The 26129-nt window shown below is 54.5% G+C and carries 25 protein-coding genes; all 25 read right to left on the minus strand.

Going from position 1 to position 26129, the window contains the following annotated elements:
* Positions 1–8: 8 nt before the first annotated feature.
* A complete protein-coding gene (locus CQ007_RS04655) occupies positions 9–767 on the minus strand; it encodes an SDR family NAD(P)-dependent oxidoreductase (protein ID WP_105643748.1) in 759 nt (252 codons plus the stop codon).
* Between the two features lie 35 nt (positions 768–802).
* Positions 803–1576: a ThuA domain-containing protein gene (locus CQ007_RS04660; RefSeq protein ID WP_105643749.1), complete on the minus strand. Its 774-nt coding sequence runs from the start codon at positions 1574–1576 to the stop codon at positions 803–805.
* Between the two features lie 74 nt (positions 1577–1650).
* Complete coding sequence (locus tag CQ007_RS04665; RefSeq protein WP_105643750.1) at positions 1651–4086, minus strand: RND family transporter; 2436 nt, start codon at positions 4084–4086, stop codon at positions 1651–1653.
* Positions 4073–5179: a YCF48-related protein gene (locus CQ007_RS04670; RefSeq protein ID WP_158256722.1), complete on the minus strand. Its 1107-nt coding sequence runs from the start codon at positions 5177–5179 to the stop codon at positions 4073–4075. The genes CQ007_RS04665 and CQ007_RS04670 overlap by 14 nt, the downstream gene beginning before the upstream one ends.
* A 275-nt stretch (positions 5180–5454) precedes the next feature.
* On the minus strand, positions 5455–5925 hold the full coding sequence (locus CQ007_RS04675) for an SRPBCC family protein (RefSeq protein WP_105643752.1): 471 nt from the start codon (positions 5923–5925) through the stop codon (positions 5455–5457).
* A 55-nt stretch (positions 5926–5980) separates the two neighbouring features.
* Positions 5981–6694 carry an SDR family oxidoreductase gene (locus CQ007_RS04680; protein ID WP_256582196.1) on the minus strand — a complete coding sequence of 238 codons (714 nt, stop codon included), beginning with the start codon at positions 6692–6694 and terminating at the stop codon, positions 5981–5983.
* Between the two features lie 68 nt (positions 6695–6762).
* A complete protein-coding gene (locus tag CQ007_RS04685; protein WP_105643754.1) occupies positions 6763–8136 on the minus strand; it encodes a DUF1329 domain-containing protein in 1374 nt (457 codons plus the stop codon).
* A gap of 65 nt (positions 8137–8201) precedes the next feature.
* Positions 8202–9221 (minus strand): NADP-dependent oxidoreductase, encoded by a 1020-nt coding sequence (locus CQ007_RS04690; RefSeq protein WP_105643755.1) that lies wholly within the window; start codon positions 9219–9221, stop codon positions 8202–8204.
* A gap of 151 nt (positions 9222–9372) precedes the next feature.
* Entirely contained in the window at positions 9373–11037 is a 1665-nt protein-coding gene (locus CQ007_RS04695) for a GMC family oxidoreductase (protein WP_105643756.1), read from the minus strand.
* Positions 11038–11047: 10 nt separating this feature from the next.
* Complete coding sequence (locus CQ007_RS04700) at positions 11048–11809, minus strand: SDR family NAD(P)-dependent oxidoreductase (RefSeq protein ID WP_105643757.1); 762 nt, start codon at positions 11807–11809, stop codon at positions 11048–11050.
* On the minus strand, positions 11802–12884 hold the full coding sequence (locus CQ007_RS04705) for an NADP-dependent oxidoreductase (RefSeq protein ID WP_105643758.1): 1083 nt from the start codon (positions 12882–12884) through the stop codon (positions 11802–11804). The genes CQ007_RS04700 and CQ007_RS04705 overlap by 8 nt, the downstream gene beginning before the upstream one ends.
* 87 nt (positions 12885–12971) lie before the next feature.
* The gene (locus CQ007_RS04710; RefSeq protein ID WP_105643759.1) at positions 12972–13724 is read right to left on the minus strand and encodes a glucose 1-dehydrogenase; all 753 of its coding nucleotides are present in this window, start codon (positions 13722–13724) and stop codon (positions 12972–12974) included.
* Between the two features lie 121 nt (positions 13725–13845).
* Complete coding sequence (locus CQ007_RS04715; RefSeq protein ID WP_105643760.1) at positions 13846–14646, minus strand: SDR family NAD(P)-dependent oxidoreductase; 801 nt, start codon at positions 14644–14646, stop codon at positions 13846–13848.
* Between the two features lie 232 nt (positions 14647–14878).
* Positions 14879–16243, minus strand: a complete 1365-nt coding sequence (locus CQ007_RS04720) for a DUF1329 domain-containing protein (protein ID WP_105643761.1) — start codon at positions 16241–16243, stop codon at positions 14879–14881.
* Between the two features lie 216 nt (positions 16244–16459).
* Entirely contained in the window at positions 16460–17122 is a 663-nt protein-coding gene (locus CQ007_RS04725; protein ID WP_105643762.1) for an EthD domain-containing protein, read from the minus strand.
* Between the two features lie 77 nt (positions 17123–17199).
* On the minus strand, positions 17200–17946 hold the full coding sequence (locus CQ007_RS04730) for an SDR family oxidoreductase (RefSeq protein ID WP_105643763.1): 747 nt from the start codon (positions 17944–17946) through the stop codon (positions 17200–17202).
* Between the two features lie 143 nt (positions 17947–18089).
* On the minus strand, positions 18090–19430 hold the full coding sequence (locus CQ007_RS04735) for an SRPBCC family protein (protein ID WP_105643764.1): 1341 nt from the start codon (positions 19428–19430) through the stop codon (positions 18090–18092).
* Between the two features lie 106 nt (positions 19431–19536).
* On the minus strand, positions 19537–19872 hold the full coding sequence (locus CQ007_RS04740) for a Rieske 2Fe-2S domain-containing protein (protein WP_177424273.1): 336 nt from the start codon (positions 19870–19872) through the stop codon (positions 19537–19539).
* Positions 19873–19885: 13 nt separating this feature from the next.
* Positions 19886–20419, minus strand: coding sequence for a nuclear transport factor 2 family protein (locus tag CQ007_RS04745; protein ID WP_105643765.1), 534 nt, complete (start codon positions 20417–20419; stop codon positions 19886–19888).
* Positions 20419–21201: a glucose 1-dehydrogenase gene (locus CQ007_RS04750; protein WP_105643766.1), complete on the minus strand. Its 783-nt coding sequence runs from the start codon at positions 21199–21201 to the stop codon at positions 20419–20421. Before CQ007_RS04750 ends, CQ007_RS04745 begins: the two co-directional genes overlap by 1 nt.
* Positions 21202–21273: 72 nt before the next feature.
* Entirely contained in the window at positions 21274–21765 is a 492-nt protein-coding gene (locus CQ007_RS04755) for a nuclear transport factor 2 family protein (RefSeq protein WP_105643767.1), read from the minus strand.
* Between the two features lie 46 nt (positions 21766–21811).
* A complete protein-coding gene (locus CQ007_RS04760) occupies positions 21812–23197 on the minus strand; it encodes a DUF1329 domain-containing protein (RefSeq protein ID WP_105643768.1) in 1386 nt (461 codons plus the stop codon).
* Between the two features lie 193 nt (positions 23198–23390).
* The gene (locus CQ007_RS04765) at positions 23391–23813 is read right to left on the minus strand and encodes a hypothetical protein (protein WP_105643769.1); all 423 of its coding nucleotides are present in this window, start codon (positions 23811–23813) and stop codon (positions 23391–23393) included.
* Entirely contained in the window at positions 23810–25579 is a 1770-nt protein-coding gene (locus CQ007_RS04770; protein ID WP_105643770.1) for an FAD-dependent oxidoreductase, read from the minus strand. The genes CQ007_RS04765 and CQ007_RS04770 overlap by 4 nt, the downstream gene beginning before the upstream one ends.
* Positions 25580–25641: 62 nt before the next feature.
* Complete coding sequence (locus CQ007_RS04775) at positions 25642–26094, minus strand: nuclear transport factor 2 family protein (RefSeq protein ID WP_105643771.1); 453 nt, start codon at positions 26092–26094, stop codon at positions 25642–25644.
* Positions 26095–26129: the final 35 nt, after the last annotated feature.

Consider the following 26129-nt stretch of genomic DNA (forward strand, 5'->3'; position numbering starts at 1 on the left):
CTATGGCATCAGAACTGCACACGCTTGGTGTAGCCGCCATCGATCACCACGTTGGTGCCGGTGATGTAGGATGCTGCCGGGCTGGACAGAAAGACCACCGTGCGGGCTACATCATTGGGCTCACCGAAACGGCCCAGGGCCATCTGCGCCAGAGTCTGATCGTAGAACTCCGGCATCGCTTCCTTGATCGCAGACCAGTTACCGCCCGGATACTCGATCGGGCCGGGAGATACCATGTTCACACGGACTTTCTTCGCACCCCAGGCCTGGGACAGTTGCTTGCCGTAGGTGATCATCGCCGCCTTGATCGCATTGAACGCCTGGGGAATGATGAAGGTTTCGATTGCAGCGGTGCTGGACATCAGGATCACCGAGCCCTCACCACTGGCACTCAAATGCTCCTCCAGCATTTCACAACCAATGACCGCTCCCATCATGTCCAGGCGGAAGGTCATCTCCCAATCAGTGGTGCCTTGGGCGCCAGAGGAGCTGGCGTTATGAATGAAGATGTCACAACCGCCCAGCCGCTCCGCCGCCGAGACCAGCCATTTCCTATATGCCTCGGTGTCGTTCATATCGAACGCATCGCCGAATACCGTCACCCCGTGAGCTTCCAACACCTTGACGGTTTCCGCGACCCGCGCGGCATCACGAGAGAAGAATGCGATATCGCAACCTTCGGCAGCGTACAGTTCCAATGCCGCGCGCCCCAGACCACGGCTGCCGCCATTGATGATGACTTTCTTTCCACGCAGACCTAATTCCATGACACTCTCCTGAATGCATCTCGTTGTTGTAGAAATCAGTTATTACGCTCGCACGCCGGCTCGCTGGCCCAAGCCAGACCGCGACGCAGCAGTTCATAGAACACTGGCGACTCCCATGAACACCGGTCCACATCGGGCCAGTAGTCCATCAGTGGCCGGAGATCGTAGTGTCCCCGGCAATGCCCCAGCGTCAGGTACAGCACCCCTCCTTTGCCAAGCGCACGGCGATACAACACCGGATGCCTCTCGGGCAGCCATTGATCGCGTACAAAACCGGGAGTTTCACCTTCAAACTCGATATCCAGCAGAACATCGATATCAGCACACTGATCTACCAGGTACTGCTCATCGACCACTTCAAAGTCCTCTATACCTTGCACCAGAGGATCCTCCGGCTTTGCTACCCGTACCATGAAGGGGCCGATAGGAGGATGAGAGGCGAACTGGGTACCGAGCGTCTCCATGAAATGACTGGCCCAATCGGGTGTGTCCACCAGCCCGCTGTCCAGGAAGCGCAGAATGGAGTTAGTGCCATGCAGCGCATACCAACGCCCCCCCTGCTCCAACCAGGAGCGCAGCGCCTGTTGCTGGTCGAGACTCGGAATCACCTCACAGGTATAGGTCACCAGAAAATCAGCATTCTGGATCGCCTCCATATTCGAGTAGTCCTCGAAAACCCTCACCCTGAAACGCTCATTCTCAGCCAACAGTTTGAGCAGCTCGAGCCGGGCGAAATCGATATCGTGGTACTTGCCTGCAGCAATCAATACACAATCAATTCTGCCTGTTTGTTTTATATCCAAGGTCATAGATGACAATCCTATTATTTTGATCCCGACTCCTCCTTCATGGATCGGAGCCGAATTATTTCAATAGCAGGCCATCAAGCCGCACCGCCAGCCAAGGCAGCCGCTTTAGTCTCTTCAGCCGTCAAGGCTGGCTTGGCAGTATTGTTGCGAAGCAGGAAGTGCGACAGAGCCGGCACCAAGATCAATGCCCCGACCATGTTCAGCAGGAACATGAAGGTCAACAGGATCCCCATATCCGCCTGGAACTTGATCGGCGACCAAGCCCAAGTCACCACGCCTGCGGCCAGAGTCACCCCGACCAGCGCCACTACCTTGCCAGTGGTGGCCAGCGCTTTGCGGTAGGCATCAGCCACCGAGTAGCCCATACGCTGGAATGCCAGCTGGGTACTCAATAGGTAGATCGCATAATCCACCCCAATCCCAACCCCTAGCGCCACTACCGGCAGAGTCGCTACCTTGACTCCGATTCCGAGAAACACCATCAGCGCCTCGGCCAGCATCGAAGTCAGGATCAATGGCACCAAAGCGACAATCACCGCCCTCCAGCTTCTAAACGTGATCAGGCACAGCAGCGCCACCGCTGCATAGACGTATAACAGCATCTTGCGGTTCGCTTCCCGGACGACGATGTTCGTCGCCGCATCCACTCCGGCATTACCGGCTGCCAGCAGGAACTGGTAATCCTCGGTGCTGTTTTCCTCAGCAAACGCGCTGGCCGCTTCTACGACACGATCCAGCGTGTCGGCCTTGTGATCAGACAGGTAGGCCAGAACCGGCGTCATGCTGCAGCGGGTATTAAGGAACTCCGAGTTCCAGGACACAGCATTGCCAATCTGAGCATCAATCAATCCCTGATTGTCACTGACTGTGGCCCATTTCGGGTTACCTTCAAACATACCAGCAGTATAGTTGCGCACCGTGTCGGCCAGTGAGCCCGTTCGCTGCACCCCCGGCACCTGGGCCAGATGCCAGGAAAGGCGATCCACCTCGATCAAGGTTTCATAACGGCGGCAGCCGTCCTCGGGAGTTTTGACCATCACCGCAAATACATCGCTGGAAATGCCATAGTGTGAAGTGATGTAGGCATTATCCAGGTTGTAACGTGAGTCTGGACGCAGCTCAGGCGCGCCTGCATCCAAGTCGCCAATCTGCAGTTTGGTCGACATGTACACACCCCAGGAAAGCAGGATCGCAGCAGCGACAATAGATCCAATCGCCCAGCTTCGCTGAGTAAAAAGTGCCAGGAAACGCCATAGTACACTTGGTCTGCGCTGATCCACTTCCAGACTACGCTGGGCCGCCTTGGGACTGACACCGATGTAGGAGAGTAGTACCGGGATCAGGATCAGGTTGGTAAAGATCAGCACACCGACACCGATACTTGCGGTCAATGCCAAATCACGGATAACCGGAATATCAATGATCATCAGCACCGCGAAGCCGACCACGTCCGCCAGCAGGGCCGTCAGCCCAGGCAGGAACAATCGCCGGAAGGTGAAACGTGCCGCGACCTCCTTGTGCGTACCACGACCGATATCCTGCATGATGCCGTTCATCTTCTGAGCACCATGGCTGACACCGATGGCCACCACCAGGAACGGTACCAGCATGGAGAAAGGATCCAGATCATAGCCAAGCAACGTCACTGCGCCCAGTTGCCAGATGACCGCAACAATGGAGCATGACAGCACCAGCAGCGAACTCCGCATACAACGGGTATAACTGTAGATGATCACCACAGCAATGATGGCCGCCGCCAGAAAAAACAGCATGACCAGTTTCAGACCATCGATCAGATCACCAGTGAGCTTGGCAAAACCGATGATATAGATATTGACATCATGCTCGGCGCTGTTGATGTATTTCTGCCGAATATCCTCAATGGAATCAGCCAGCACCTTGTAATCGATAAGGTTTCCCTCGGAATCCTGACCCATCAGTGGAACAACAATCATGCTGGATCGATAGTCATTGGCAACCAGGCTGCCGACCACATCCGCGCGGCCGATATTGATCCGCAGGTTCCGAATACTACGCGGGCTGCCATCGTAATCGTTGGGCAGTACCGGGCCACCGGTAAACCCTTCCTCGGTAACCTCGGTCCAGCGTACTACGGGGGTAAAAATGGATTTCATCCATGGCCGATCCACTCCGGAAAGAATGAATATCTCATCGTTAATGTTTGCCAGCGTCTCCAAATAACTGGCGTTGAATATATTGCCCTCCCTGGCCTCCACCACGATACGCAGCGAGTCACCAAACCCCCGTAGTTCCTCACGATTTTCCAGGTAATTCTGAATGTATTCGTGACTTTGCGGTAATGTCTTCTCATAACTTGCACTGACCTTCAGGTCCTTCAAGTGGTAACCGAAGAACACAGTAAGAATCAGGCAGAACAACATCAGAGCCACGCGGTGGTTGAACACTAGCCGCTCGATCACACCACCGGAATTGTGATCAAAATCTTCCAGGCGAGTCCCGGACTGAGTATTGTTATTATTGGGTGACATGACGAAGCTCCAGACGATTCATGGCGACGTTGCCTGACTCAAACAGGGACACGCTCGACTCTCCGGCAGAACTGTCAGTAGCTACCACTGCAAGCTCCTGCACACCTTCAGCACCAACCAGTGCCAGGTGGCTACTTGATATCTGAGCCAGCCCATAAAAGGGCATGGGTTCGATGATGGCCTGGGCAGTAAAGCTGCTGCCACCATCGCTACTTATCAAGAGTTCTCCAGCCAGATTGACCAGCGCAATGGCACCATTATCAAAAATCATCCCATCGGTAATGCCAGCTACGGAATCCACTTCCAGTCGCGTCCAGTTCTGCCCTCGATCCATGCTCAGGAAAACACTCCCGCGCATACCAAAAACCACCAACTCATCAGAGCCAATAGCAGAGCCGAATAGAGTTCCATCGTAAGGTGTTGCGACGCTGACAAATTGCTGATTGTCTTCCTCCAGACGCCAGACCATCCCCTGCTCTCCAGTGATATAGAGACCATCTTTCCCAGCATTGATGGAATAGAAGTGCAGTTCGTATGGATTATCTATGCGATGAACCCAAGGCTCCCAGGTTTCGCCACCATTCACCGTCTTCAATAAGCGATTGAAGACACCCACAACGTAACCAACCTGCTCATTCTCAAAGTACACATCCATCAGAGCTTGCGTACCACCAAACCCCACCAGTACTTTCTCACGCTCTATAAGCAGGCTGGCGTCAGGATAGCGTTCATCACCAATCCGCTGCGCATAGTAATCGAGGATAAGCTCAGAACTCTGATTGCCATCGAGCTGCACAGCCCAGCTCAGACCACCATCTTCGGTTTTCAGCACCACACCGCCATGCCCTACCGCCCAGCCGTGGCTGGCAGAAGCAAATGACACGGCGACAAGATCGCTGCTGACCGGCACACTGGCCTGGCTCCAACTCTTACCAGCATCTTCAGACACCAGGATGTGTCCCCTCTGCCCTACTGCAACCAGTCGATCTCCCGCCCTGGTTATTGCTGTCAGGGGACTCTTGGCTGCTTTTATGCTCTGTACCGCCGGCATCGAGAGTGGGCTTTCGAAAGCAAAGCCGGTAAGACTCATCATGAACAGAACCAGCAGAACGAAAAGTCTGAACTCGATCCCGACGCTCACTCTTCCGAGAAAGCAAAGCAATCGTCTCGGAAGAGGGGCAGCCACAAAGGCTTGATCTCGAGGGCTCCGGAAAGGGGGGGATAGCAGCTCGCAGCTCATCATTGCGCATCCTATTTATTTTTGTTGTGACACCGGCTAAAAAACCGACATGAACGTTTTTTATTAAAGTACTAGCTCTTGCGAATAGGTGCAAGCCCTGATGAGCTAATCAGACCCGCTGAGGGTCATCACTCATTCCCCATCCCCCCTTCCCGCACCCGTTTACAAGCTTGATCAAGACCTTTGAACATCAGCCCATAGGCAGCCCGCAAGAAGATCTCAGCCTCTTGGGCCCGACCAGGCTGGGTAGTAAATTCACTACAGTAGTTTAAACAGCAACGATCACCAGGCAGCGAGCTTATCCAGCCGGTCGCCTGATAGGACAACAATCCCGCAGGGCGCTCCCCCACAATGGAAAGCTTGTAGCTAAGACTTTCTGAGTCCTGGAAATCCAGACGTTCGCTAACCGCACCAGGAAAGCCCCGGTTGTAAATGTGACGGATCTGGCCAATGCCTTCCCCTTCGAGTTCCACACGCTCGATCACCACTATCTCGTCATCGGTGGGCCACCAGCGTTGGATGTTAGCGAAGTCGGCCAGCAACGCCCAGACCGTAGCAGCCGACCCGTTTAGTTCCTGATGAGTTTCTATGCGCAGCATAGAGGAGTCCTCCAAAAGACAAAGGGTGGAAAATTAGGCGTCTAAAGCTGTCGACTCACGCCTCGCCTCCTACCATCGAGCCGGCGTTGTCGATGACGAACTGTGCCCCCGATACATGCTTGGATTCGTCAGAGGCGAGAAACAGAACCATCTGCGCAACATCCTCAGGCTGCCCCATGCCACTGGCGTCCTCGATCACCGTGAGCGCCAAAGGTGTGGCGATTGGCCCAGGCAACACAGCGTTGCAGCGGATCGGATAGCCTTTCTGCCGGCAATGCACGGCGACGGTGTGAGTCAGCGCCAGCACAGCCCCCTTCGCAGCAGCGTAGGAAGGTACCAACGGATAGCCACGAATCGCCGTCAATGAAGACATATTGATGATCGAACCTCCTCGTTCACGCATGGCCTCGATTGCATAGCGGCAGCCAAGAAAAGTACCATCGTTGTGCACCGCGTTCATTCGTTGATAGAGCTCTAGCGACGTCGACTCGATATCCGCTACCTGCACGATGCCAGCATTGTTCACCAGGATATCCAGTCCGCCGTAGTGCTCAGTGACAGCATTCATTACCCGCTGCCAATCGCTCTCGCTGGTCACATCATGGTGCAAAAACAGGCCATTCAATGTACTCGCCAATATCTGACCGGCCTTATCATCAATGTCGGTGATCACTACCCGGGCACCCTCAGCGGCGAGCAGCTCGGCGTCCATCTGACCCAACCCCGAGGCGCCGCCAGTGATCAGCGCAACCTTGTCTTTCAAACGCATGAGAACCTCACATTTCGTAGAAGTTTGCATAAAGGGATGAGGCGCCCGTGAGCGCCTCGGTCGGCTATTCAGCGAACTCCGCTACCCGCCATGGATTGCGGGTTAAAATGAGAATCCGGCCGACCATCAGTAATGACCCAGCCAGTTCCCATGGTAGGATTCTGTGAGCGGTAATAGGCGCCTGTAGCAAGATCGTATGTCACCGTTTCGTCAGTAGCATGACCCGTCGCTTCATAAAAGGTGATTGGCAGACTATGCGTCAGGCGATACACCTTTCCGGCAGCATCATAGTTGTCACTGATGCCAGTGCCGTAGAGATCTTCGTCAAGAAAAAGCATTCGCCGCGGGTAGATGTGACGGTTACCCTCCTTGAGCGTTGCTTCCACCACCCAGACGCGATGCTTCTCCCAGCGCATGCAGTCAGGATTGAGGTGATTGGGCGTTTCGGCAACGGGATCCGGGCAGATGTTGCGGTCATGCAGCTTGTAGGTGTTGTATGGAATGAACATCTCTTTCTTACCCTTGAGCTCGAAGTTGTAGCGATCCAGGGCACCATAGAAGACCGCCATCTCATCCACTACACCGACGCCAGCACCGGTTGGGCTTGGGGTATCGTAGGCCAGGTCAGGCGACAGTTTCACGCGGCGCTGACCAGGTAGGTACTGCCACGCACGCCGGCCCGTATTGACCATATCAATGGAGTCATGTACCACAATTTTTTCTCCGTTCTTCCGTGCTGGATCGTGGAAGTCGTTACGGATCATCTCGTAGATGTCCTTTTCACCAATCGGCTCGGTCCGCTTAGGATCGAAGATAGGGTATTGGATCTCCATACTGGCCACACCGGTCACATTTCGGCGACCACTGGCATCCACCACGCTGCCAGTGAACAACGGCGTTTCAAAGGCAAACTGGTCAAACTTCAACAAGCGGTTCCACATCACTTCGTTGCCGGTCTTCGGGAAGGGAAACGGCGTACCACCATAACAACCCGATAGACCCAGTTCATCATTCACCGTCTTGCACGCTGTCATGTTTTTACGGGCATTTTCCAGGTAGTAATCAGGATAAGACGCCGTGCGGTGAGTAGGGTAAATATCCATACGAAATGAAGGGTAGTTGCGCAGCAGTTCCTTTAGTCCTTCGCTCAACTGATCAGCGTACTGCCCCATATTCTCAGCAGTAACCGAAAACAGTGGTTTTTCATCGGCAAAAGGATCGGGGCGATAGCCCGGATTCTTCGGATCATAGGTCGACGGCGGCGATATCGGCCCAGTATATGCGGGAATGCTGCCATCGGCGTTGGCACCCATTTCTGCACCCCAGGGAGTGAATTTAGTACCGATCTGGTCGATTTCTTCCTGGGTAGCCGCGGCTTGGACGGAGAGGGCGAAGCTCCCCGAAATAGCCATGGCGGTGATGCTGCATGCGAAATATTTCATTAGTCAGACTCCACTCTTGTTGTTGTAGTCACGGTATTACCCGTGTGTGCTTCGATCCTGCAAAGTCAGGGCGCGACCCTGACCATCAGCTTGCCCTCGTTACGCCCCTCGAACAGCAGATTGAAAGCGTCCAGCGTATTCTCTAACCCGTCGATGACCTGCTCCCTGAATTGGAGCCGGCCTGTGCCGACCCACTCGCGCATCTGTGCAATACCCTGGGGGAACTGGTCCAAATAGTCGGAAACCAGATAGCCCTCGATCGTCGCGCTGCGTGCCAAGATCTGCCAAAAGTTGTACGGTCCGGGCACAGGCTCAGTGCTGTTGTAGCTGGAGATAGCCCCACAGAAGACAACGCGAGCATCCTTGTTGAGATTGAGTAGCGTGGCATCCAGGATCTGACCGCCAACGTTGTCGAAGTACACATCCACCCCCTGCGGGCATGCTCGGGCAATCGAAGCGACCATATCGGTTTCGGTTCGGTAGTTGATTGCAGCATCGAAGCCCAAGTCCTCGACAATCCAGCGACACTTTTCATCGCTACCGGCGATACCTACCGCGCGGCACCCTTTGATTTTGGCAATCTGCCCCACCAGCGACCCCACCGCTCCGGCCGCGGCGCTGACCAGCACGGTTTCACCCGGCTTAGGCTTGCCCACTTCCAACAAGCCAAAATAAGGCGTCAGTCCGACCGCACCGTAGATGCTGAGGTAGTGCTGCGCCTCATCCCCAGGTTTCAGCTCGACCAGCGAGAATTGACCGGCATCAGCTACCGAGTATTCTTCCCAGCCGCCAATACCCACCACAAGTTGGCCAGGTCGAAAACGGGAAACGCGACTTTCCACCACCTGGCCAATTACGGTACTGCGCACCGGATCACCGATGCGGATGGGTGGCAGGTAGCTGGGCCGCTCTGACATCCAGTCACGGATCGCCGGATCGATGGAAAGAAAATGATTGCGAATCAAGATCTGGCCATCGCCGGGACTATCAACGAGCGCTTCGTGTAAAACGACATCTTCGTTGGTGACAGTGCCTTGGGGACGGCGCTCCAGAATCAATCGACGCTGAATGGTTGGGTCGGACATAGCAAGTTCCTCTTGTTATTGGGAGGAGTGAGGCTCAAACACACCATAAAAACCAGCAAGATGGTTTTTAATTCGGACATATCACCCCACTCATCCAAGCTTCCTTTTCCATCCCTCAAAAGGTTACCGGAAAAGTTCTTATTCAAACACGTTAGCTTAGCGAGGCTGTCGTCTTGCCCCATGCCTGGTCAGGCTGCATACGCTCCGGCTCCGGATCTTGAATAAGGTCCGCCGCTCGCCACCCCAGCGCCATGGCCGGACCGTTGGTATTGGCGGACACCAGCTCAGGCATCACCGAACAGTCCGCGGCGCGCAGTCCCTGAACACCACGGACACGCAAGTGTTCATCTACGACGGACTCAGAATCCCGCCCCATGCGGCAGCTGCCTACGGCATGGGTACCGCACAGAGAGGCAGTACGAAAATAATGCAGGATGTCTTCATCCGACTGGCACTGTGTCCCTGGTACCAGCTCCTCGCCAACGTATTCAGATAGTGCCGGCTGGCGCATGTAGCGACGCATATAGTGAACCATGGCCACTGCTGCCCGGCGATCAGCTTCGGTAGACAGCCAGTTCGGCGTGATCTCCAGCGGTGCATCAGGATCTGCGGACTGGATCAGTACGGTTCCCTCGCTCTCGAGATTCAGCAACTGCCCATAGATGGTTATGCCGGGCTTATCCTCGACCCCATCCGGCACTGGGAAGTTGTCTTCGCTGCGAGGATAGGTGAATGCGCTGAGATACAGTTGTGCGTCAGGCCGGGCCAGATGCGGCTGGGTACGAAAGAAGGCACCCACCTCGAACGGTCCAGTCGCCATCGGCCCACTACGGGTGGTGTAATATTGAAGCAGGCTACCTGCCAAGCCGAGGCCCTGGAAACGATGATTCAGTCCCTTCGTCCCCTTCAGTCGATACGGCAACAGGAATCCCAGGTGATCGCGCAGATGCCGGCCGACATCGCGGTTGCTTGCCACCATGGCGATGCCCAACGGAACGAGATGGTCGGGATCACCGATACCCGACAACTGCAGAATTTTCGGTGTCAGGATAGCCCCAGCGCAAAGAATGACTTCACCATGGCAACCGAACTCGCATGGCTGCCCTTTCACGTTTGCTCGCACGCCCACTGCCCGCAGACCATCGAACAGCACCTGCTCAACCTTGGCGCTGGTCTGAACCACAAGGTTCTTGCGCGACATTACCGGATGCAGAAAAGCGGTGGCAGCGCTAACCCGACGACCGTTCTTGATCGTATGGCTGTAATAGCCAACCCCTTCCTGGCGCTCGCGGTTGAAGTCCTCCACCCGTGGCAACCCCATCTCCTCGCCAGCGCTTACCATGGCCTCGCTAGCCGGATAACGGAACTTCCCAGTACTGATATGCAGTGGCCCACCCGCGCCGCGGAGCTCATCGGCGCCCAGCTCGTGGTCCTCAATAGCACGGAAGGCATTCTTCATTGCAGTCCAGCCCCATTCAGGTCCGGCCTTTTGTTCCCAGCGCTGATAATCTTCGGGCTGACCACGCACATAAATCATGCCATTAATCGAGCTGGAACCACCGACTACCTTACCGCGCACCCACATTTCGGCAGATTCGGTGTCAGGAAAGCGTGGCTGCTGTACTGGAAAATGCCAGGCGTGTCTGGGATCACTGACCAGCTTGGCGATACCCTTAGGCATCGTTACCAGCGGACTGCGGTCCCACTCTCCAGCCTCCAGAAGCAGCACTCGCTTCGATGGATCGGCAGACAGCCGGTTAGCCAATACGCAGCCGGTGGAGCCTGCGCCCACAATAATGTAATCGTAAGTAGTCATAACTGGGTCCTCAAAAGGTGCTCATGCCACCATCAGCGGTATAGAGGGAGCCGGTGACGTATGAGGCCTCCGGCGAGAGCAGGAAGGCGATCACCGCAGCAATCTCCTCCGGCTCGGCATAGCGTCCGAGCGGAGTGGCGGCGCGGTTGGCAGCTGCGGTGGCCGTCGCGTTGCCAGAGTCACGTTCGATGCGACGCATCATCTCTGTGTTGATCGCCCCCGGCAGTACCGCATTAACCCGTACGCCGACGTCGGCCGCCTCTGCTGCGGCGGTACGAGTCAGGCCGATCACGGCGTGCTTGGACATGACGTAGGCACCATGGGTGGGTGCTCCCATGATTCCAGCCAAGGACGACAGGTTGACGATCGCTCCGCTGCCTTGACGGCGCATCACTTGCAAAACATGTTTTAGGCCAAGGAAAACGCCGCGAACATTGACCATGTAGACCCGGTCAAGCATCTCCACCGACTGCGCCTCAATCAAAGCCGGTGCACCTTCAATACCTGCATTGTTGGCGAAGGCGTCGATCCTTCCGAAGCGTTCGAGGGCAGCAGCGACGTAACGCTTCACGTCGTCCTCGCAGGATACATCGGCGGATATCAATAGGATGCGTGCCGGATCGAGGCTGCCCTCCTTTGCAGCTCTTTCCAATGCGGCCTGATCCAGGTCCACCAGCACGATCCGGTAACCCTGCCTCTGCAGATGCCGGGTCAGGGCCAGACCTATTCCTCCGGCGGCACCAGTGATCACCGCGACAGGTGCATCAGACATGGGTAGGCTCCCGAGCAGCAGCGCGAATCTCTTCAATCGTCGGTGCTGGCTCCGAAGGATCGCGCACCTTAACCATCAACTTGCCTCTATTGGCGCCAGTGAACAGACGAGAGAAGGCATCGAGAGTATTCTCCAGCCCCTCGACGATATCCTCGGCGAATATCAGCCGACCATCGGCAATCCAGGTACTCATCTCCTCAATGCCTTCGCCAAAACGATCCTTGAACTCGGGCGAGATGAAACCTCGCACGGTGAGACTACGAGCAAGGATCTGCCAATAGTTGAACGGCCCCGGCACCGGCTGCTCGGTGTTGTACTGGGCAATGGCACCACAGAACACAACACGGCCAAAATTGTTCATGTTCAATAACGCCGCATCGAGTACCTCACCGCCAACATTGTCGAAGTAGCAGTCGATCCCGTTCGGACAGACCTCGGCGATGGTCTTGGCCAAATTTTCGCTAGTCTTGTAATTGATCGCATAGTCGTAACCCAACTCCTCGACAATCCAGCGGCATTTTTCGTCACTACCGACCAAACCCACCGTGCGGCAGCCTTTTATTTTAGCGATCTGGCCAGCCAAGGAACCCACCGCCCCCGCAGCGGCGCTCACCAGCATCGTTTCACCCTGCTTCGGCTTGCCGATGTCCAGTACACCAAAGTAAGGCGTTAGCCCTACCGCACTGAAGACACTCAGGTAATGACTGAGGGGAAAGCGGGAATAGGGCTGGATGTGGTCGAGTTGCTCGCCAGCCGTCAGGCTGAAGTCCTCCCAGCCGTTGGCCGCAAGCCCGACGACAATGTCACCAATCTGAAAATCCGGGTGACGACTCTCCACTACCCGCCCCAACGTAGAACTCCGCACAACCTCCCCTAGAGCGATGGGTGGCATGTAACTAGGCTTGTCGCTCATCCAGCCACGAATTGCAGGGTCCATCGACAGATATAAATTCTGCAATAAAACCTGCCCCGGACCGGGACGAGACAAAGAAACACTGCGCATGCGTACATTTTTCTCGTTGGGCACACCTTCGGGTCGAGACTCCAGATAGAGCTGGCGGTTGAGCAAAGTCATGAAGTTATCCTTTTTTCTTATTCAGATTCGTTATTCAGGAAAGCACCAGGGTTCGCACCTGAAGAATCACGCTACTTCCCGGCCCACTCAGACCGCTGTCCAGCCACCGTCCACCGTCATCAAACTACCGTGCATGAACGAAGCGCCATCGGAGGCAAGCCATAGGACTGCGTTCACCACCTCATCGATCTCACCCAGCCGCCCAGCCGGATGCAATGCCAGTAACTTCGGCTCTATCTCGTCCAGTTGGGGATGGTTGTTGAGCATGGCAGTACGGATCACTCCAGGACAAACCGCGTTAATGCGAATGTTCTGTCGTCCGTACTCGATGGCCGCAGTCTTGGTCAGTCCTGCTACCGCATGCTTTGTAGCGGTGTACGGGGCCGATCCAGGCAAAGCAGTGATCGATAAGGCCGAAGCCGTATTGATCAAGACTCCCCCGCCCTGCTTGAGCATCTGTCCAATCGAGTACTTCATGCACAGCCAGACTGCTTTCAGGTTGACTGCAATAATCTGATCGAACTCGGCCTCAGCCACCTCAGCGACGAAGTCATTCCCCCCGCTGATGCCGGCGTTGTTATGCACAATATCCAACCGACCAAAGCGCTGGACAGTCTCGTTGATCAGCGTTTGCATTTGCTCGGCCGAGGCGACGTCTAGGCAAAAGAATGCGGCTTCACCGCCCGCAGACTCGATTTCAGCCAGCCGCTGCTTGCCTTGTTCAATATTGATATCGGCCAGCATCACCTTTGCACCCTCACGGGCGAAGGCTGCCGCAGTTCCTGCTCCGATGCCACCACTGGCACCGGTAACCAGTACTACTTTGTCTTTGAATTGCATGCTGTGCTCCTTATTGTTATTGCTACAGCAGTTTTACGTGACAGAGCCCGGATGACGTTCTGATGTACCCGGCTTGATGCTCATTGGGAAGGCAGCTTCAAGTTTATGCAGCCCCTCTTTCTTAATTGCTGGGCTTCGCCGCCATTGCCTTTTCTACCGCAGCGCCGACATCTGCACCGGTGGGATTACTACGCAGCAGCAAACCGCCGTTGACCTGAAGATTTTCCCCAGTCATGAAGCACTCATCGCAGGCGAGCCACACCGCAGCGGCGGCAATATCTGCTGTGGTACCAATGCGGCCCAGTGGGTAACGCGCCGTAAAGCATTCGCGAACCCCAGGCGTAGCCATGGCCTCAGCGGTCATTGGAGTCTCGGTCAATCCGGGGGAAATGCTGTTGGCGCGAATGCCGCGGCTACCGAATTCATTGGCAACGCAGCGCATCACATGGTCGATGCCACCCTTTGTGCCAATATAAGCTGCGTAGTTCTCAATCACCGCACGGGTGGTTGCGGAGCTGATTTGAATGATCGAGCCACCCTCCTTCATTCCTTCAATCACCGCCTGAAAGAAAAAGAACGGCCCCTTGAACTGCAGAGCAATCATTTTCTCCAATTCTTGCTCACCTGTTTCCAGAAAGCCTTGCGTCAACCCCCAACCGGCGCAGTTGACTGCCACGTCCAACCGTCCACCCCACTCTCTGGCATGAGCGACGGCCGCGTTCAACTCGGCCTTCGACGTGATATCGCAGGCCACATGGGTTCCACCGATTTCCTGGGCGAAACGTGCCGCTTCATCACCATCGCGACCGGAAATCACCAATCGGGCCCCTTCATTTGCGAAGCGGCGAGCGATGTCCTGCCCCATATTGTCACGGCTATCAGCACCCAGTATCAGGGCAATCTTGTTCTCAAGTCGTTTCATCAAATACAACTCCGGAATGACAGAATTCGTTTCTAAAAAGCCAGCAATCCCCGCAGTAGCAGCGCATTAGGGCCTTGGGGACTAAAAATAAACAATCAATATAGTTTGTTTTTATGTTAATGGTCTCTCTGTACGCCCGTCTCCGATTAACTGTCAGAATGTGAATGTATTCGTCACCGCTGAAACAGCGCTATTATTGCGCACTCTTTCGCCAAGAGTGCGCAAGTCTCGATTATCTAACCCCACCACCACTCATGGCTTGAGGAGTAAAAAAGTTCATTGGCTTGGGCTCAATATCATGCCATCCGGAACGGCCAGTAGAATAGGCTTGCCGCGCATAGGCTCCACTTGCTAGGTCATGTGTAATGAACTGACCGCTGATGTGTCCATAGCTTTCATATTTAGGAAAGCTTTCCGAGTGCACAACCCGATAGACGGAGCCTGTATTATCATATGCGGAACTCATCCCGACTCCCAGAAAATCCTCATCCCAATAGAGGGTGCGTCGCGGATAGATATGGCGCTTTCCTGATTTCAACGTTGCCTCCACTACCCATACACGATGCAACTCCCAACGTACACAGTCAGGGTTGGCAAAATTCTTGGTAAATACCTGCTCGCGACCACACTGCTCCGCATCGTACATTTTGAACATGTTATAAGGTATATACACTTCTCTCTTTCCAACCAGCTCAAAGTCATAGCGATCAAAAGCGCCATAAAAAACGGAGGAGTCATCCACAGTGCCTATACCAGCACCCGCCGGCGATGGCGTATCGTAAGCTACATCAGGAGATAGCTTGACCCTCCGCTGGCCCGGCAAGTAGCTCCAGGCACGACGAGCATTGGTTAACATATTCAAAGAGTCATGAATGACCAGCTTTTCACCTGACTTGCGCGCTGGAGAGTCATAATCAGCACGCAATATCTCATTGATTTCGTCTCCCTTCAGGAGATCCGTACGGCTGGGATCCCACAACGGATACTGGTTCCACTGAGTTTGCCCTGCCGTATCGATCACCGTTCCTGAACCATCAACAATGGTGGTTTTCAAGTCCTGACTCATGAACGCATGACCTTCATACTTCATGTACCGATTCCACATCACTTCACTACCGTTCTGGGGAATCGGAAAAGGCGTGCCAGCCCAGCACCCTTTCAACTGCAATCCATCTTCTATAAGAGTACAGCTGGTTGCATTCTTCTTGGCGTTGGCCAAATAGTGCTCGGGATAGCGGGCTGTTCTATGGGTTGGGTAAACATTGATTTTGAAGTCCGGGTACTTCTCGAACAGCGCCAGCGCCCCAGAAGTCAAACGTTCCTGATGCTCCTTGTAATTGCTCGCATCTATGGTGAAGAGCGCCTGCTCATCTGCGAAGGGATCTGGTCGTATCCCCGGCCGGCCCGGGTCATAACTGCTCGGCGGCTGTATTCCACCAGTATACGCAGGAATGGTGCCATCGGCATTACCAGCCTGCTCCGCCCCCCATAGAGTCAGATTGTTCCCTAATTGACGGGCTTCCTCCTCCGAGACTGCAGCCATGGCTTGGCCACCTATCATCATGCACAATGCCAAAGGTAAGTATTTTGTTTTCATAATTATTCCTTCACCTAATAATCCAGATTTCTACAGCCTGATTGATCTAAATCCCGCTCCGAATCCGAGTCGGATCACGTCAGTCGGCACTTACGCCCCACGCTATAGCAGATTAGCGCGCAAAATAAAAACCATCTTGATCGTTTTTATAAACTACTACCGTTCAGTTGGATACACAAGCCTGCTCGCATACTATTCTCCTCGAGAAGCCGGCCCTCAGGTCACCCTTTGGTCACACTGTGGCCTTACAATTACCATGCTTTTATACAAACCAGCGTTCAGGGGTCGCACGCCCGGCAGTTGCAGCAACAGCGAAGCCAGAACCGATACGCCCTGTTGCGCAGCCTTAACATCATCCCAAAAACCACTGCATAACACGCCTTGGGCACGCTCACCTGCAGCATGGCTGATGCTGTACACATCAGCGGCCCGCCCTTGGTTGCACTGTTCCAAGATGCCGGTTATCTGCCCAAACTGCCTTTGCGAATCGGCGTGAGCAAACAACAAATGCCGTATACCGGGAGTGGGGCACGACAGAACTCCCAGCACCCGTTCAGGCCCCTCATCTCCGACGTAGGAAACAATCTTGCCCGACGTAAAGTTTGGCTCATCCTTCGCGGCACCCTGTTGATACAGCTCTGAAGCAGCCAGCTCAGCTAAGGAATCGGCTGTTGGAGTCCAGATCTCCGGAATACCATCCGCCGCGGGCCATCCCGAAGCCCGCAGATCACTTATCAGGTGATTCTGAATATACCCAGTGAAAAAGCCCTCCCGGGCCAGGTCAAGAGCATGCTCCTTGTGTATCGTGGCCCAGTACTCACTGAACTGTGCACCGCTCCAACCGCTTCTACGGTGCAGCAGGGTAAATACTTTTGTCATGATCTATACCAGAGCCTTTTGGCTCCGCTCTCCATCCTATTAGCTCTGTTGAGCTTCCCGATCGTAATCATCTCGGCTTACTTGATGGTCTCACCATTATCGATGACCAATTGGGCACCATTAATCTGTCGGGACTCATCGCTGGCTAGAAATAGAACCAGATTCGCCACGTCCTCGGGCTTGCCCTGACCAACCTCTTGCAACTGCGTCAGCGCATCGGTATCTGCACCCGCCAGCTCGATCAGGGCCTTAGCGGTCATAGGCGTATCGTGCGCGCCAGGCAGAATTGTATTGCAACGGATTCGGTACCCCTGATTCTGACAATGAATGGCAATACTGCGCCCCATGGACGCTATCGCTCCCTTGGCTGCGGTATAGGCAAACACCTCGGCAATCCCTTTAACCGCCGCCACCGAAGATATATTGATGATGGCCCCCCCTTTCTCTCGCATCAGCGGAATTGCATGCTTGCAGCCGAGAAAAGTGCCTTCGGTCATGACCTGAAGGTGTCGTCTGAACTGCTCCAGCGACTGCTCCTCAACCGTGGAGAAGTTGACGAAACCAGCATTGTTGACCAAGATATCCAACCTGCCGAAACGTTGCTTGACCTGGTCAAGAACACTGATCCATTGAGCTTCATCGGCCACATCATGAACCAAGAACAGTGCACCGGGTATTTCCGCTGCCAATGCCTCACCCTGTATGTGATTGATGTCGGTGATGACCACCCTCGCACCATGCTCTGCGAGCAGCCTTGCATCGGCAGCCCCCAAGCCGGATGCGGCACCGGTAATCAGTGCGATTTTATCGATCAGTCTTTTCATTGTTCATCTCTTATTCATCACTTAATCAGATCGGCGTATGCTGTTTCAAACTTAAGATCGATAAAGGTGGTCTTTATCTTACCGACTGAAATTTCCAGCCTTCATCCATCTCTGCGGCTCACGTACGCAAGCCGCTGCTCTTTTCAGACTCTTCCTTCGAGATAATCATTCAGGACTTCATGAAAGAAGCGAACCCGGGTTTCCTGATTACATAAGACGGTATCCTTGTATCCCCTCGACCTGATGCCGCGCTGCTGACCGTCTGCCAAAAGCATGTCCTGATAGACAATCTGGTCCACGATTTCCGGTACGCCTGCACCATTGTCGAAGTCACGAACCTGCAGTTCGGCTTCACGCAATGGTTGCTTTCCGGCCATGATCGATTCCACTTCGGTCATACCTTCTACCGGATAAACCATGCACCACAGGTCGAATGTGCATTTGTTCGGATCGTCCGGGTGCGGTTCTGTGCGAAAGAAGATCAACTGGTCCGGAAGAAAAGAGAGGGTGACGTTCGGAAAAATCACCGTATGGGGACTATCAGTGATTTCCTCATCAGTCATATATTCATAATGGTTGTATCCCCGCTCCTTCCAAAGACGTTTCTTGGCCGCTTTGAGATCCAGCCAACCCTGAATCGCCTTGGTTTCAAAGTTCGGATAGCTATTCGGATCAATGTCCCAATACCGAAGCAGGTCGTCAAACGGCTCGGGGGTCCCCTCCGGTAACCGATCAGTGAGTGAGGGCCGCATGGGCTGTACCGTTCGGCCATGGCCACGGGGAAACATCTCATGACGTGCACTATCCACATCCTGATCGATAAACGGGGGGACTTGAGGGTGGGCTGTGCGAGTATGATACGACTCGCTGAAGTTATCGGTGGCAAACTTCCAGTTGGTATCAAGATTGATTTTCATCCAGAAGACACGCACTGCCGTTTCCATCGGATAGTTTTTATACAACTCCGGAATCGGCTCAAGGTACTCCAGCAAAGGCGGCGCATTATCATCCATGGTATACCAGATGAAACCGCCCCAAGTGTCACAACGCAGCTCCTCCAGTTTCAACTTCCCGCACGGGTTCCCACCGGGAAAATCATCTGCGTCCTGGGCGTTCTTCAACACACCATCCCGTCCCCACAACCAACCGTGGTAGGGACAATGGAACCCTGCGACCGCGTGGGAGCTGTCCCACACCAGCCGCTGACCGCGATGCCCGCAGGAGTTATAGAAGGCCTTGAAAGTATCATCTTCCTGGCGGACCACTATGACCGACTCATGCATGAAGTCATGCACCAGATAGTCACCAGCCTCCTCCAGCTCGGCGATACGTCCCGCAACATGCCAGATCTTGGTCCACATGTGGTCCCACTCACGCTGGGCAAACTCACGCGAGTAATAGCGATCCCCTGTCATCGGGTCGCCTCTCAGCAAGCTGGCGTCACGCCCGTCCATGGTCAATGGGTGAACTTTTATACGTTCCATAAATCACTCCACAGTTATTTATTCTTGTCATCTCTGGACCGCAAGGGATCATCTTGCAGGCTCTGACGTCGTGGCAGAGACGAGACCTGCACAGACATCCAACTTGCTATCCTTCCGTAACTGCAGGCTCCTGCAAGCCCACATGAATTTCATGGCCGATCACTTGAAGGGGAAATGTACGCAGAGGCACCTTACCCAGTGGTCCTCGACCGCAGCCGGTGCGCAGATCAAACATCACCCCATGCAGCGGGCAGGAAATCATGCCATTACGGATGCGTCCGCCTTCAAGAGCAGAGTTCTGGTGGGTACAACGGTTTTCCACTGCCAAGTATTCGCCGTTGACATTGCAGACCAGCACACTCAACCCCTCGATCTGTACCGCCTTGGACTCACCGGTCTGCAGATCGCCGATATTCATGACACGATGAAATGCGTTATCCATGGATATACTCCCTTCAAACCAAGCTGGGAAAGTGATAGGCAACATCGTCCGTCGATGATTTGCCATTGATGGCCGCAGCAGCAATACCCGTCTGGTAATCCGCCAAGGTGTATTGGGCATGCACCCAATCGACAACAAAAAGACGTTGTGAGAACAACCAGCAGCCTTCTTCCCGGACATAGGTATCCAGGTAACGACCACCCACCAGTTGATCCTGCAGGGAGCCGTCCTGCTGGTGATTTACTGTCGTACCAATGACATAGCTTTGGCCCGTCGCGGTATCACCATGGATATCGAACAACTCATTGGAAGCAAAGTGATGAGCGATTCTGACCGTCGGGTTATCCATCACGATCAATTGGCAGAACTCGCTAGCACTGCCGTTGAACAAGCCAAAGTCAATCGTTGCAGACGCGCTCCAGAGTGACGACAGCAACGCTCGATCCTTGCGATCAACTCCCATGCAATAACGCACATTGAGTTCATGCAATTGCTGCTTATCAATCAGTGCTGCCAATTCAGCAAGCATCTGTTCCGTGGCGGCCATCAGGCGCCCTCCCCGGCAGGATACGGCTTGGCCAGCACACCACCATCTACATACATCTGATGTCCCGTCATGAAGCTCGCCTCGTCACTGGCCAGAAATAGCACCGCCGCAGCGATTTCCGATGCTTCAGCAATGCGGCCAAGGGGTTGCATACCAGCGTAGATTTTTTCCAACGCCACAGGGTCAGCGGCGCTATCCAGATACTGTTGCACCATCGGTGTGCGAGTCGCTGCCGGATGTACCGAATTGACACGAATGTTGTAGCCCTTCTCGCCGCAATGCAGAGCCACTGTTTTGGTCACTGCATCCATGGCAGCCTTGGCCGCACCGTAGGCTACGAACAAAGGACCAGGACGGATACTTTCCACACTAGAGATGTTGATGATGGCCCCTTTCCCCACCTTCTTCATACTTTCGATGGCCGCCTTGCAGCCAAGCATGGAACCCAGACCATGCACATTCATATGGCGATGCCAACTGCTTTCATCCACTGTCTCGATATCAGCGGGAAAAGACACTCCAGCGCTATTGACCATGATCTCCACCGGCCCGAGATGCGCTTCCGCCCAGGCTATTGCGTCCCGCCAATCAGCCATGCTGGATACATCCAGGTGCTGATAGTGACAACTGGCCGGGAGATCTTTCGCCAGTTGGTGCCCAGCATCGTCATTGATATCCGTCAGCAGAACTCTCGCCCCCTCTGCCGCAAAGAGTCGAGCAATACCTTCACCAATACCCGATGCAGCTCCGGTAATCAGAGCTACCTTGTTATTCAGTCTCATCTTCTGGCCCTTAATCGTTGATCAATCAGCAAGTGTCGGATGCGCACGACCGCGTAAGTGCTCTTCTATCACTTAACCGTCAGCGCAGCGCCTGGCCAGGTGCAGGCCCGGTTGTGCTGCCAGAAAAGCATCTGCCACCGGATCGGTGCGCGCCCAGTCGACAATTTCCTTGCGCCAGGTTATGGCCCAGCGACCATCCCGGCAGGCGTACTCATCGTGATAGCGCCCAGCCACGAAAAGGTCCTTCTTTTCACCATTCTCCGTAATACGATGATGAGCGAGGAAATAGATCTCTCCGCGGGCTGTATCACCCTCAACTTGAATATCTGCCTGACCGATCATGTGCTGGCTGGCATCACAATCGGCTAGAAATCCCTGAGCAAAATCAACGAAGTCCGCTGCCGGCCCGGCAAACAGGCCGCAGTCGACCCAAGCGTCAGTATGAAAGGCCGAAAGATGCAATTCGGGCAACAAGCGATCCTGGGCACGCATGTAACTATTGATTGCCTGGCGGATACCGTGCTCGGCAACGAGTTGCTGTAATACTGAATCAGAAACCTTCATGAAAACCTCCCCGCGCAGCCGGGATAAGCCGGCCGTGTCTTCTACATTAGCGAACGCCACCACTGGAAAGACTGGAGGGTTGGTAAAATCGCGCCGAATGCGCTTTTTCCGGTGGAGTAACCACCATCATGTTGCCACTCGCCGGTGTATACGCCTGGCGTACATAGCCACCACTGGCGAGGTCGTGGACGACAAACTCGTGAGTATTGTGTCCATGGGTTTCATAGAAAGGATAATAATGGGTACGGGTCACTCGATATATCTTGCCTGCATCGTCATAGTTATCCGCCATGCCGACTGCATAGATATCCTCGTTCCAATAGAAAGTGCGGCGCGGATAGACGTGGCGCATGCCATCCTTCAGGGTCGCTTCAACCACCCATACCCGGTGCAATTCCCAACGAACGCAATCGGGGTTCATATGATGCGGGGTGAACACCTGGTTCGCCGAGCATTGCGCATTATCGTGCAGTTTGAAGGTGTTATAGGGTATGAACATCTCCTTGCGCCCAACCAACTCGAAGTTGTAGCGATCCTGGGAGCCATAGAACACCTGCGTGTCATCCGTCGTGCCGATACCACCACCGGCAGGGCTGGGGGTATCGTAAGCCACGTCCGGGGACAGCTTGACTCGACGTTGACCCGGCAGATAAGACCATGCACGACGCCCAACGTTGAGCATATCCACGTTGTCATGAATCACCAGTTTTTCACCAGCCTTGCGCGCAGGCCCCGTCCAATCGATGCGGCCGTATTCCAGCATTTCCTCGCGATTGATCGGGCTAGTGCGTCCTGGCTCATAGTGAGGAAAGGTCTGCCAATACTCGAATGCACCTGTTTCAATCACCCGCCCCCGCGAGTCAACCATGGTGGAAGTCTGAGCCGGAGATTCATAAGCATACTGGTCATACTTCAGAGTACGATTCCACATCACTTCCGAGCCGTTCTTCGGGATCGGGAAAGGCACCCCACCATAACACTCCCCAGCAAGTTGCAGACGATTCTCCGCCAGCTCACAGGTCAGGGCATTCTTCAGAGTGTTATCCAGGACGTATTGCGGATAATGGGCAGTTCGATGAGTTGGATATACATCCACACGAAAAGTCGCATACTGCCGGAGCATCTGCTTAGTACCGGCAGATAATTGGCCGGCATACTGCTCCATGTTTTCCGCCGTGATGCTGAACAGCGGCTTTTCATCAGCAAAAGGATCAGGGCGCTTACCTGGACGCGCAGGATCATAGTTGGCTGGCGGCTTTATTGGACCGGTATAGGAGGGAATGGTACCCGCCTCATTACCTTCCTGGATCGCTCCCCAGATAGTCAGTTCATTACCCAGCCGGGTAACCTCGTCGGTGCTCAACGCTGCCATTGCACCCTGGCTCAATCCCAAAGCACCCAGTACCGCCATGTATGTCACTTTCAATTTCATAAGTCAGCCGCCTGTAATTGTTGTTTTGAAGGTGGTTAGTACGAAGGGACACGCTCCCTACGACTGCCTATTCATCATGTAAGAGTCTGGATATGCTGTGCTTCGCCACTGCCAAGTCATGCATCAGAATCATCAGCCCAAGCCCACAAAAAACGCCCTGATTTGTTTTATATCAATGCGTTATTTACTTAAGTCAGTTGTCCAAAGCTCCCTGCGCTATCCATTGCTCGATCTGGATCACCACATCCTCCGGCAACGGACGTTGAGCGAACGGCATTCGTGCCCCTGTTCCGCCTTGCTCCAGATGAGTGCCCTTGATCTTGTGCAGCAGATAGCTGCTCTCGGGTTCACCGGGAGTAACCAGGGTTGCTCCAGTGGTTACCGACTCCACGCCGACAATGCTGTCATAGGCTGCTGACGGATAGAGTTTCATATTGCCTGGTTCACTACCTGTCATATGACAAGTAGCGCACTGCGTCCTCAATACCGGGACGACGGTCTGTGCAAAGCTGACAACCGTTTTTCCTTCCTTCGCTGTGGCAACAGGCTCGGCCTGTACGATACCGATCACCATTGCTGACCACGACACCGACAGGCAGGCTGCAAGCCGCTTCATGCTTCTCCTCCTGTTACATGAGTACCCGCCAGCCAGGCGAAGGTCATAGCTACGCCAATGGTGCCGCCAGCACCTACATAGGCAGGCCCAACGGGAGAAGCTACGCAGTTCCCCGCCCCATACAGTCCCTTGATTGGCTGTCCGTCAGCAGCCAGAACCTGGCCATGTTCGTTGATCTCCGGACCACCACTGGTGTCCAGCGCACCCGGAGCCAGAATGACGGCATACAGGGTGCTGTCATCAATCGGATGCATGGTGGAGTTCGGATGGCTGTTGGAGGGGAAATCACTCCCTTCGCGCACGGGCGAGAAAACCTTCTGCCATATCTGATCGTACTCGTGCAGACCGCGATCGAAGTCCTCGTCCCGTCCCGCTTTTGCGAAGCCGTTATAACGCTGGATGGTAGCGTCCAGGTTAGCTTCGAAATCATCGCCCAGTGTGTAGTTACCCATCTTTCCGGCCAGGGCCTGCAGCCGCTGACGAATCTGCTGACCCAGTCCCTGCGCGCCCTTACCCTCGATCAACCACGCGGACTCACGCTTGTCCAGAGGAATGGGCAAAGCACCGCCGTTGCGCTGCAGAGTACGCTCGTCAAATACCATGAACATGAATAGATTCGGATATTCCGCATTCACCGGATCAAAGGTGAAGTGAGCCCGGGTCCGGTCATTGTAATTGCGCTTTTCGTTGACACAGCGCTTACCGTACTTGTTGACATGAATCATGGAATCGCCTGGTGCGAATACCACACCATGAGCGACAGCTCGGTTCTGCAAAGCCTCCTCGAGTACTACCGGTGTGCGCCAGGCAGTATCCAGTCGCCCCATGCGTGCGCCCAGCTGTTGGGCCATGCCGATGAAGTCCCCGGTTGAGCCAACCGCCGCACACGAGCCGTACAGGCCAGGGCTCTGGTGACGCTGGATCAGATCGGTATTGTGTGCGTAGCCACCACTCCCGAAAATGACACCCTTGTTGGCCTTGATATTGATGCGCTTACCGGCGTGACTGACCACCAGCCCCACAACCCGTTCCCCATCGAAGATGATTTCTTCTGCCTTGTGCTCAAGCATGATGGGAACCCCAGCGTTGCGCAGCCAGGTTTCAAGCTGATAGGCGAGGCTGCTGCCGCCACTGTATGGTCCGGCGCCTACCGCCGGCTCCAGTGCCCGGCCCTTGTTCAACTTGTTCTCTGCCAGATGCTCGCCATAATCTGGGGGAGTGATTTCCAACTCCCACAGTTGAAACGGGCGAAAAGTCATGGCCTCGACCTTGGCCATCCAGTCCACCATGCGAGTGCCGTTATCGTAGAAGGTCTCGATCATCCGATAGTCATGTTCGCTCAGCCCCAATGTCGGACTGTTGGCGGCATAGCGCTCGGGATAGGCATAACGTGCTATGTATTTCAGGCAATCGGCCTTGTCATCCTTCAGACCGGCCTCCACCAGGAACTGATTGTTGGGAATCCAGGTGATGCCGCCGGACTTGCCGGTGGTGCCGCCAGCCATGGGCATCTTCTCCAACACAATCACCTTTGCTCCCCGCGAGGCTGCCGTTACTGCCGCAGTGCAGGAAGCCGAACCCGTGCCAACACAGATCACATCGGTTTCCAGATCCCACCGCACCTCCTTTCCGGCAGAGTTCGCTGCCATCGACATACCCGGCACACCCAGGGTAGCTGCGGCACCGGCTGCCATACCCGCACCGGCAAGCAATTTGCGACGAGAGAGGGAGATGGATAGATCCGGCTTGTCTTCTTTATCGCTCATTATTGTTCTACCTGTAGCTGATACTGCACCTATACGCCGTAGCCAGCAAAGATCAGATATACCTATTCGAAGCTGGGGATGTCTTTAGTCGGTGGCATTAAATAGGGCTCAGAAAAGTGTTTTATTTTCCAGCCCTTGTTAGTTCTTAGACAGTGATATTGATGCTTGGCATACACCAGGATGTCGCTGCCATCCTTGGCTACGCCAACGGCATAGACATAACTCTGGCATTCAGCTTCATCACCTTCCAATCGATTAATTCTGAAATTGGTGCTGTAATGCGCATTGCATTCGGTGGCAGCCAGTACACTAACGAAGAATTCATGGATATCATTTCGCCCTGTTATCACAGGCAACCCAAGACCCGACAAGTCCAATACTGCATCATCGACAAAACAATCAACAATGGCATCTACGCTCTTTGCTTCATCAATGTGGATGCAATATGAGTGAATTAAATCCTGCAATGCCAGCCGGTCCTCAACTTTCTGTATCCTGCTTTCAAGACTTGACATTTAGCTGTCCTTCTATCGATTCAGCACGGCCGAGA

This window comes from Pseudomonas sp. MYb185 (assembly GCF_002979975.1).
Taxonomy (GTDB): Bacteria; Pseudomonadota; Gammaproteobacteria; order Pseudomonadales; family Pseudomonadaceae; genus Halopseudomonas.

What these genes read in the sequence shown, in the direction of transcription:
- CQ007_RS04655 (WP_105643748.1), bottom strand. Translation starts at nt 767, where the DNA reads ATGGAATTAGGTCTGCGTGGAAAGAAAGTCATCATCAATGGCGGCAGC.
- CQ007_RS04660 (WP_105643749.1), bottom strand. Translation starts at nt 1,576, where the DNA reads ATGACCTTGGATATAAAACAAACAGGCAGAATTGATTGTGTATTGATT.
- CQ007_RS04665 (WP_105643750.1), bottom strand. Translation starts at nt 4,086, where the DNA reads ATGTCACCCAATAATAACAATACTCAGTCCGGGACTCGCCTGGAAGAT.
- CQ007_RS04670 (WP_158256722.1), bottom strand. Translation starts at nt 5,179, where the DNA reads ATGATGAGTCTTACCGGCTTTGCTTTCGAAAGCCCACTCTCGATGCCG.
- CQ007_RS04675 (WP_105643752.1), bottom strand. Translation starts at nt 5,925, where the DNA reads ATGCTGCGCATAGAAACTCATCAGGAACTAAACGGGTCGGCTGCTACG.
- CQ007_RS04680 (WP_256582196.1), bottom strand. Translation starts at nt 6,694, where the DNA reads ATGCGTTTGAAAGACAAGGTTGCGCTGATCACTGGCGGCGCCTCGGGG.
- CQ007_RS04685 (WP_105643754.1), bottom strand. Translation starts at nt 8,136, where the DNA reads ATGAAATATTTCGCATGCAGCATCACCGCCATGGCTATTTCGGGGAGC.
- CQ007_RS04690 (WP_105643755.1), bottom strand. Translation starts at nt 9,221, where the DNA reads ATGTCCGACCCAACCATTCAGCGTCGATTGATTCTGGAGCGCCGTCCC.
- CQ007_RS04695 (WP_105643756.1), bottom strand. Translation starts at nt 11,037, where the DNA reads ATGACTACTTACGATTACATTATTGTGGGCGCAGGCTCCACCGGCTGC.
- CQ007_RS04700 (WP_105643757.1), bottom strand. Translation starts at nt 11,809, where the DNA reads ATGTCTGATGCACCTGTCGCGGTGATCACTGGTGCCGCCGGAGGAATA.
- CQ007_RS04705 (WP_105643758.1), bottom strand. Translation starts at nt 12,884, where the DNA reads ATGACTTTGCTCAACCGCCAGCTCTATCTGGAGTCTCGACCCGAAGGT.
- CQ007_RS04710 (WP_105643759.1), bottom strand. Translation starts at nt 13,724, where the DNA reads ATGCAATTCAAAGACAAAGTAGTACTGGTTACCGGTGCCAGTGGTGGC.
- CQ007_RS04715 (WP_105643760.1), bottom strand. Translation starts at nt 14,646, where the DNA reads ATGAAACGACTTGAGAACAAGATTGCCCTGATACTGGGTGCTGATAGC.
- CQ007_RS04720 (WP_105643761.1), bottom strand. Translation starts at nt 16,243, where the DNA reads ATGAAAACAAAATACTTACCTTTGGCATTGTGCATGATGATAGGTGGC.
- CQ007_RS04725 (WP_105643762.1), bottom strand. Translation starts at nt 17,122, where the DNA reads ATGACAAAAGTATTTACCCTGCTGCACCGTAGAAGCGGTTGGAGCGGT.
- CQ007_RS04730 (WP_105643763.1), bottom strand. Translation starts at nt 17,946, where the DNA reads ATGAAAAGACTGATCGATAAAATCGCACTGATTACCGGTGCCGCATCC.
- CQ007_RS04735 (WP_105643764.1), bottom strand. Translation starts at nt 19,430, where the DNA reads ATGGAACGTATAAAAGTTCACCCATTGACCATGGACGGGCGTGACGCC.
- CQ007_RS04740 (WP_177424273.1), bottom strand. Translation starts at nt 19,872, where the DNA reads ATGGATAACGCATTTCATCGTGTCATGAATATCGGCGATCTGCAGACC.
- CQ007_RS04745 (WP_105643765.1), bottom strand. Translation starts at nt 20,419, where the DNA reads ATGGCCGCCACGGAACAGATGCTTGCTGAATTGGCAGCACTGATTGAT.
- CQ007_RS04750 (WP_105643766.1), bottom strand. Translation starts at nt 21,201, where the DNA reads ATGAGACTGAATAACAAGGTAGCTCTGATTACCGGAGCTGCATCGGGT.
- CQ007_RS04755 (WP_105643767.1), bottom strand. Translation starts at nt 21,765, where the DNA reads ATGAAGGTTTCTGATTCAGTATTACAGCAACTCGTTGCCGAGCACGGT.
- CQ007_RS04760 (WP_105643768.1), bottom strand. Translation starts at nt 23,197, where the DNA reads ATGAAATTGAAAGTGACATACATGGCGGTACTGGGTGCTTTGGGATTG.
- CQ007_RS04765 (WP_105643769.1), bottom strand. Translation starts at nt 23,813, where the DNA reads ATGAAGCGGCTTGCAGCCTGCCTGTCGGTGTCGTGGTCAGCAATGGTG.
- CQ007_RS04770 (WP_105643770.1), bottom strand. Translation starts at nt 25,579, where the DNA reads ATGAGCGATAAAGAAGACAAGCCGGATCTATCCATCTCCCTCTCTCGT.
- CQ007_RS04775 (WP_105643771.1), bottom strand. Translation starts at nt 26,094, where the DNA reads ATGTCAAGTCTTGAAAGCAGGATACAGAAAGTTGAGGACCGGCTGGCA.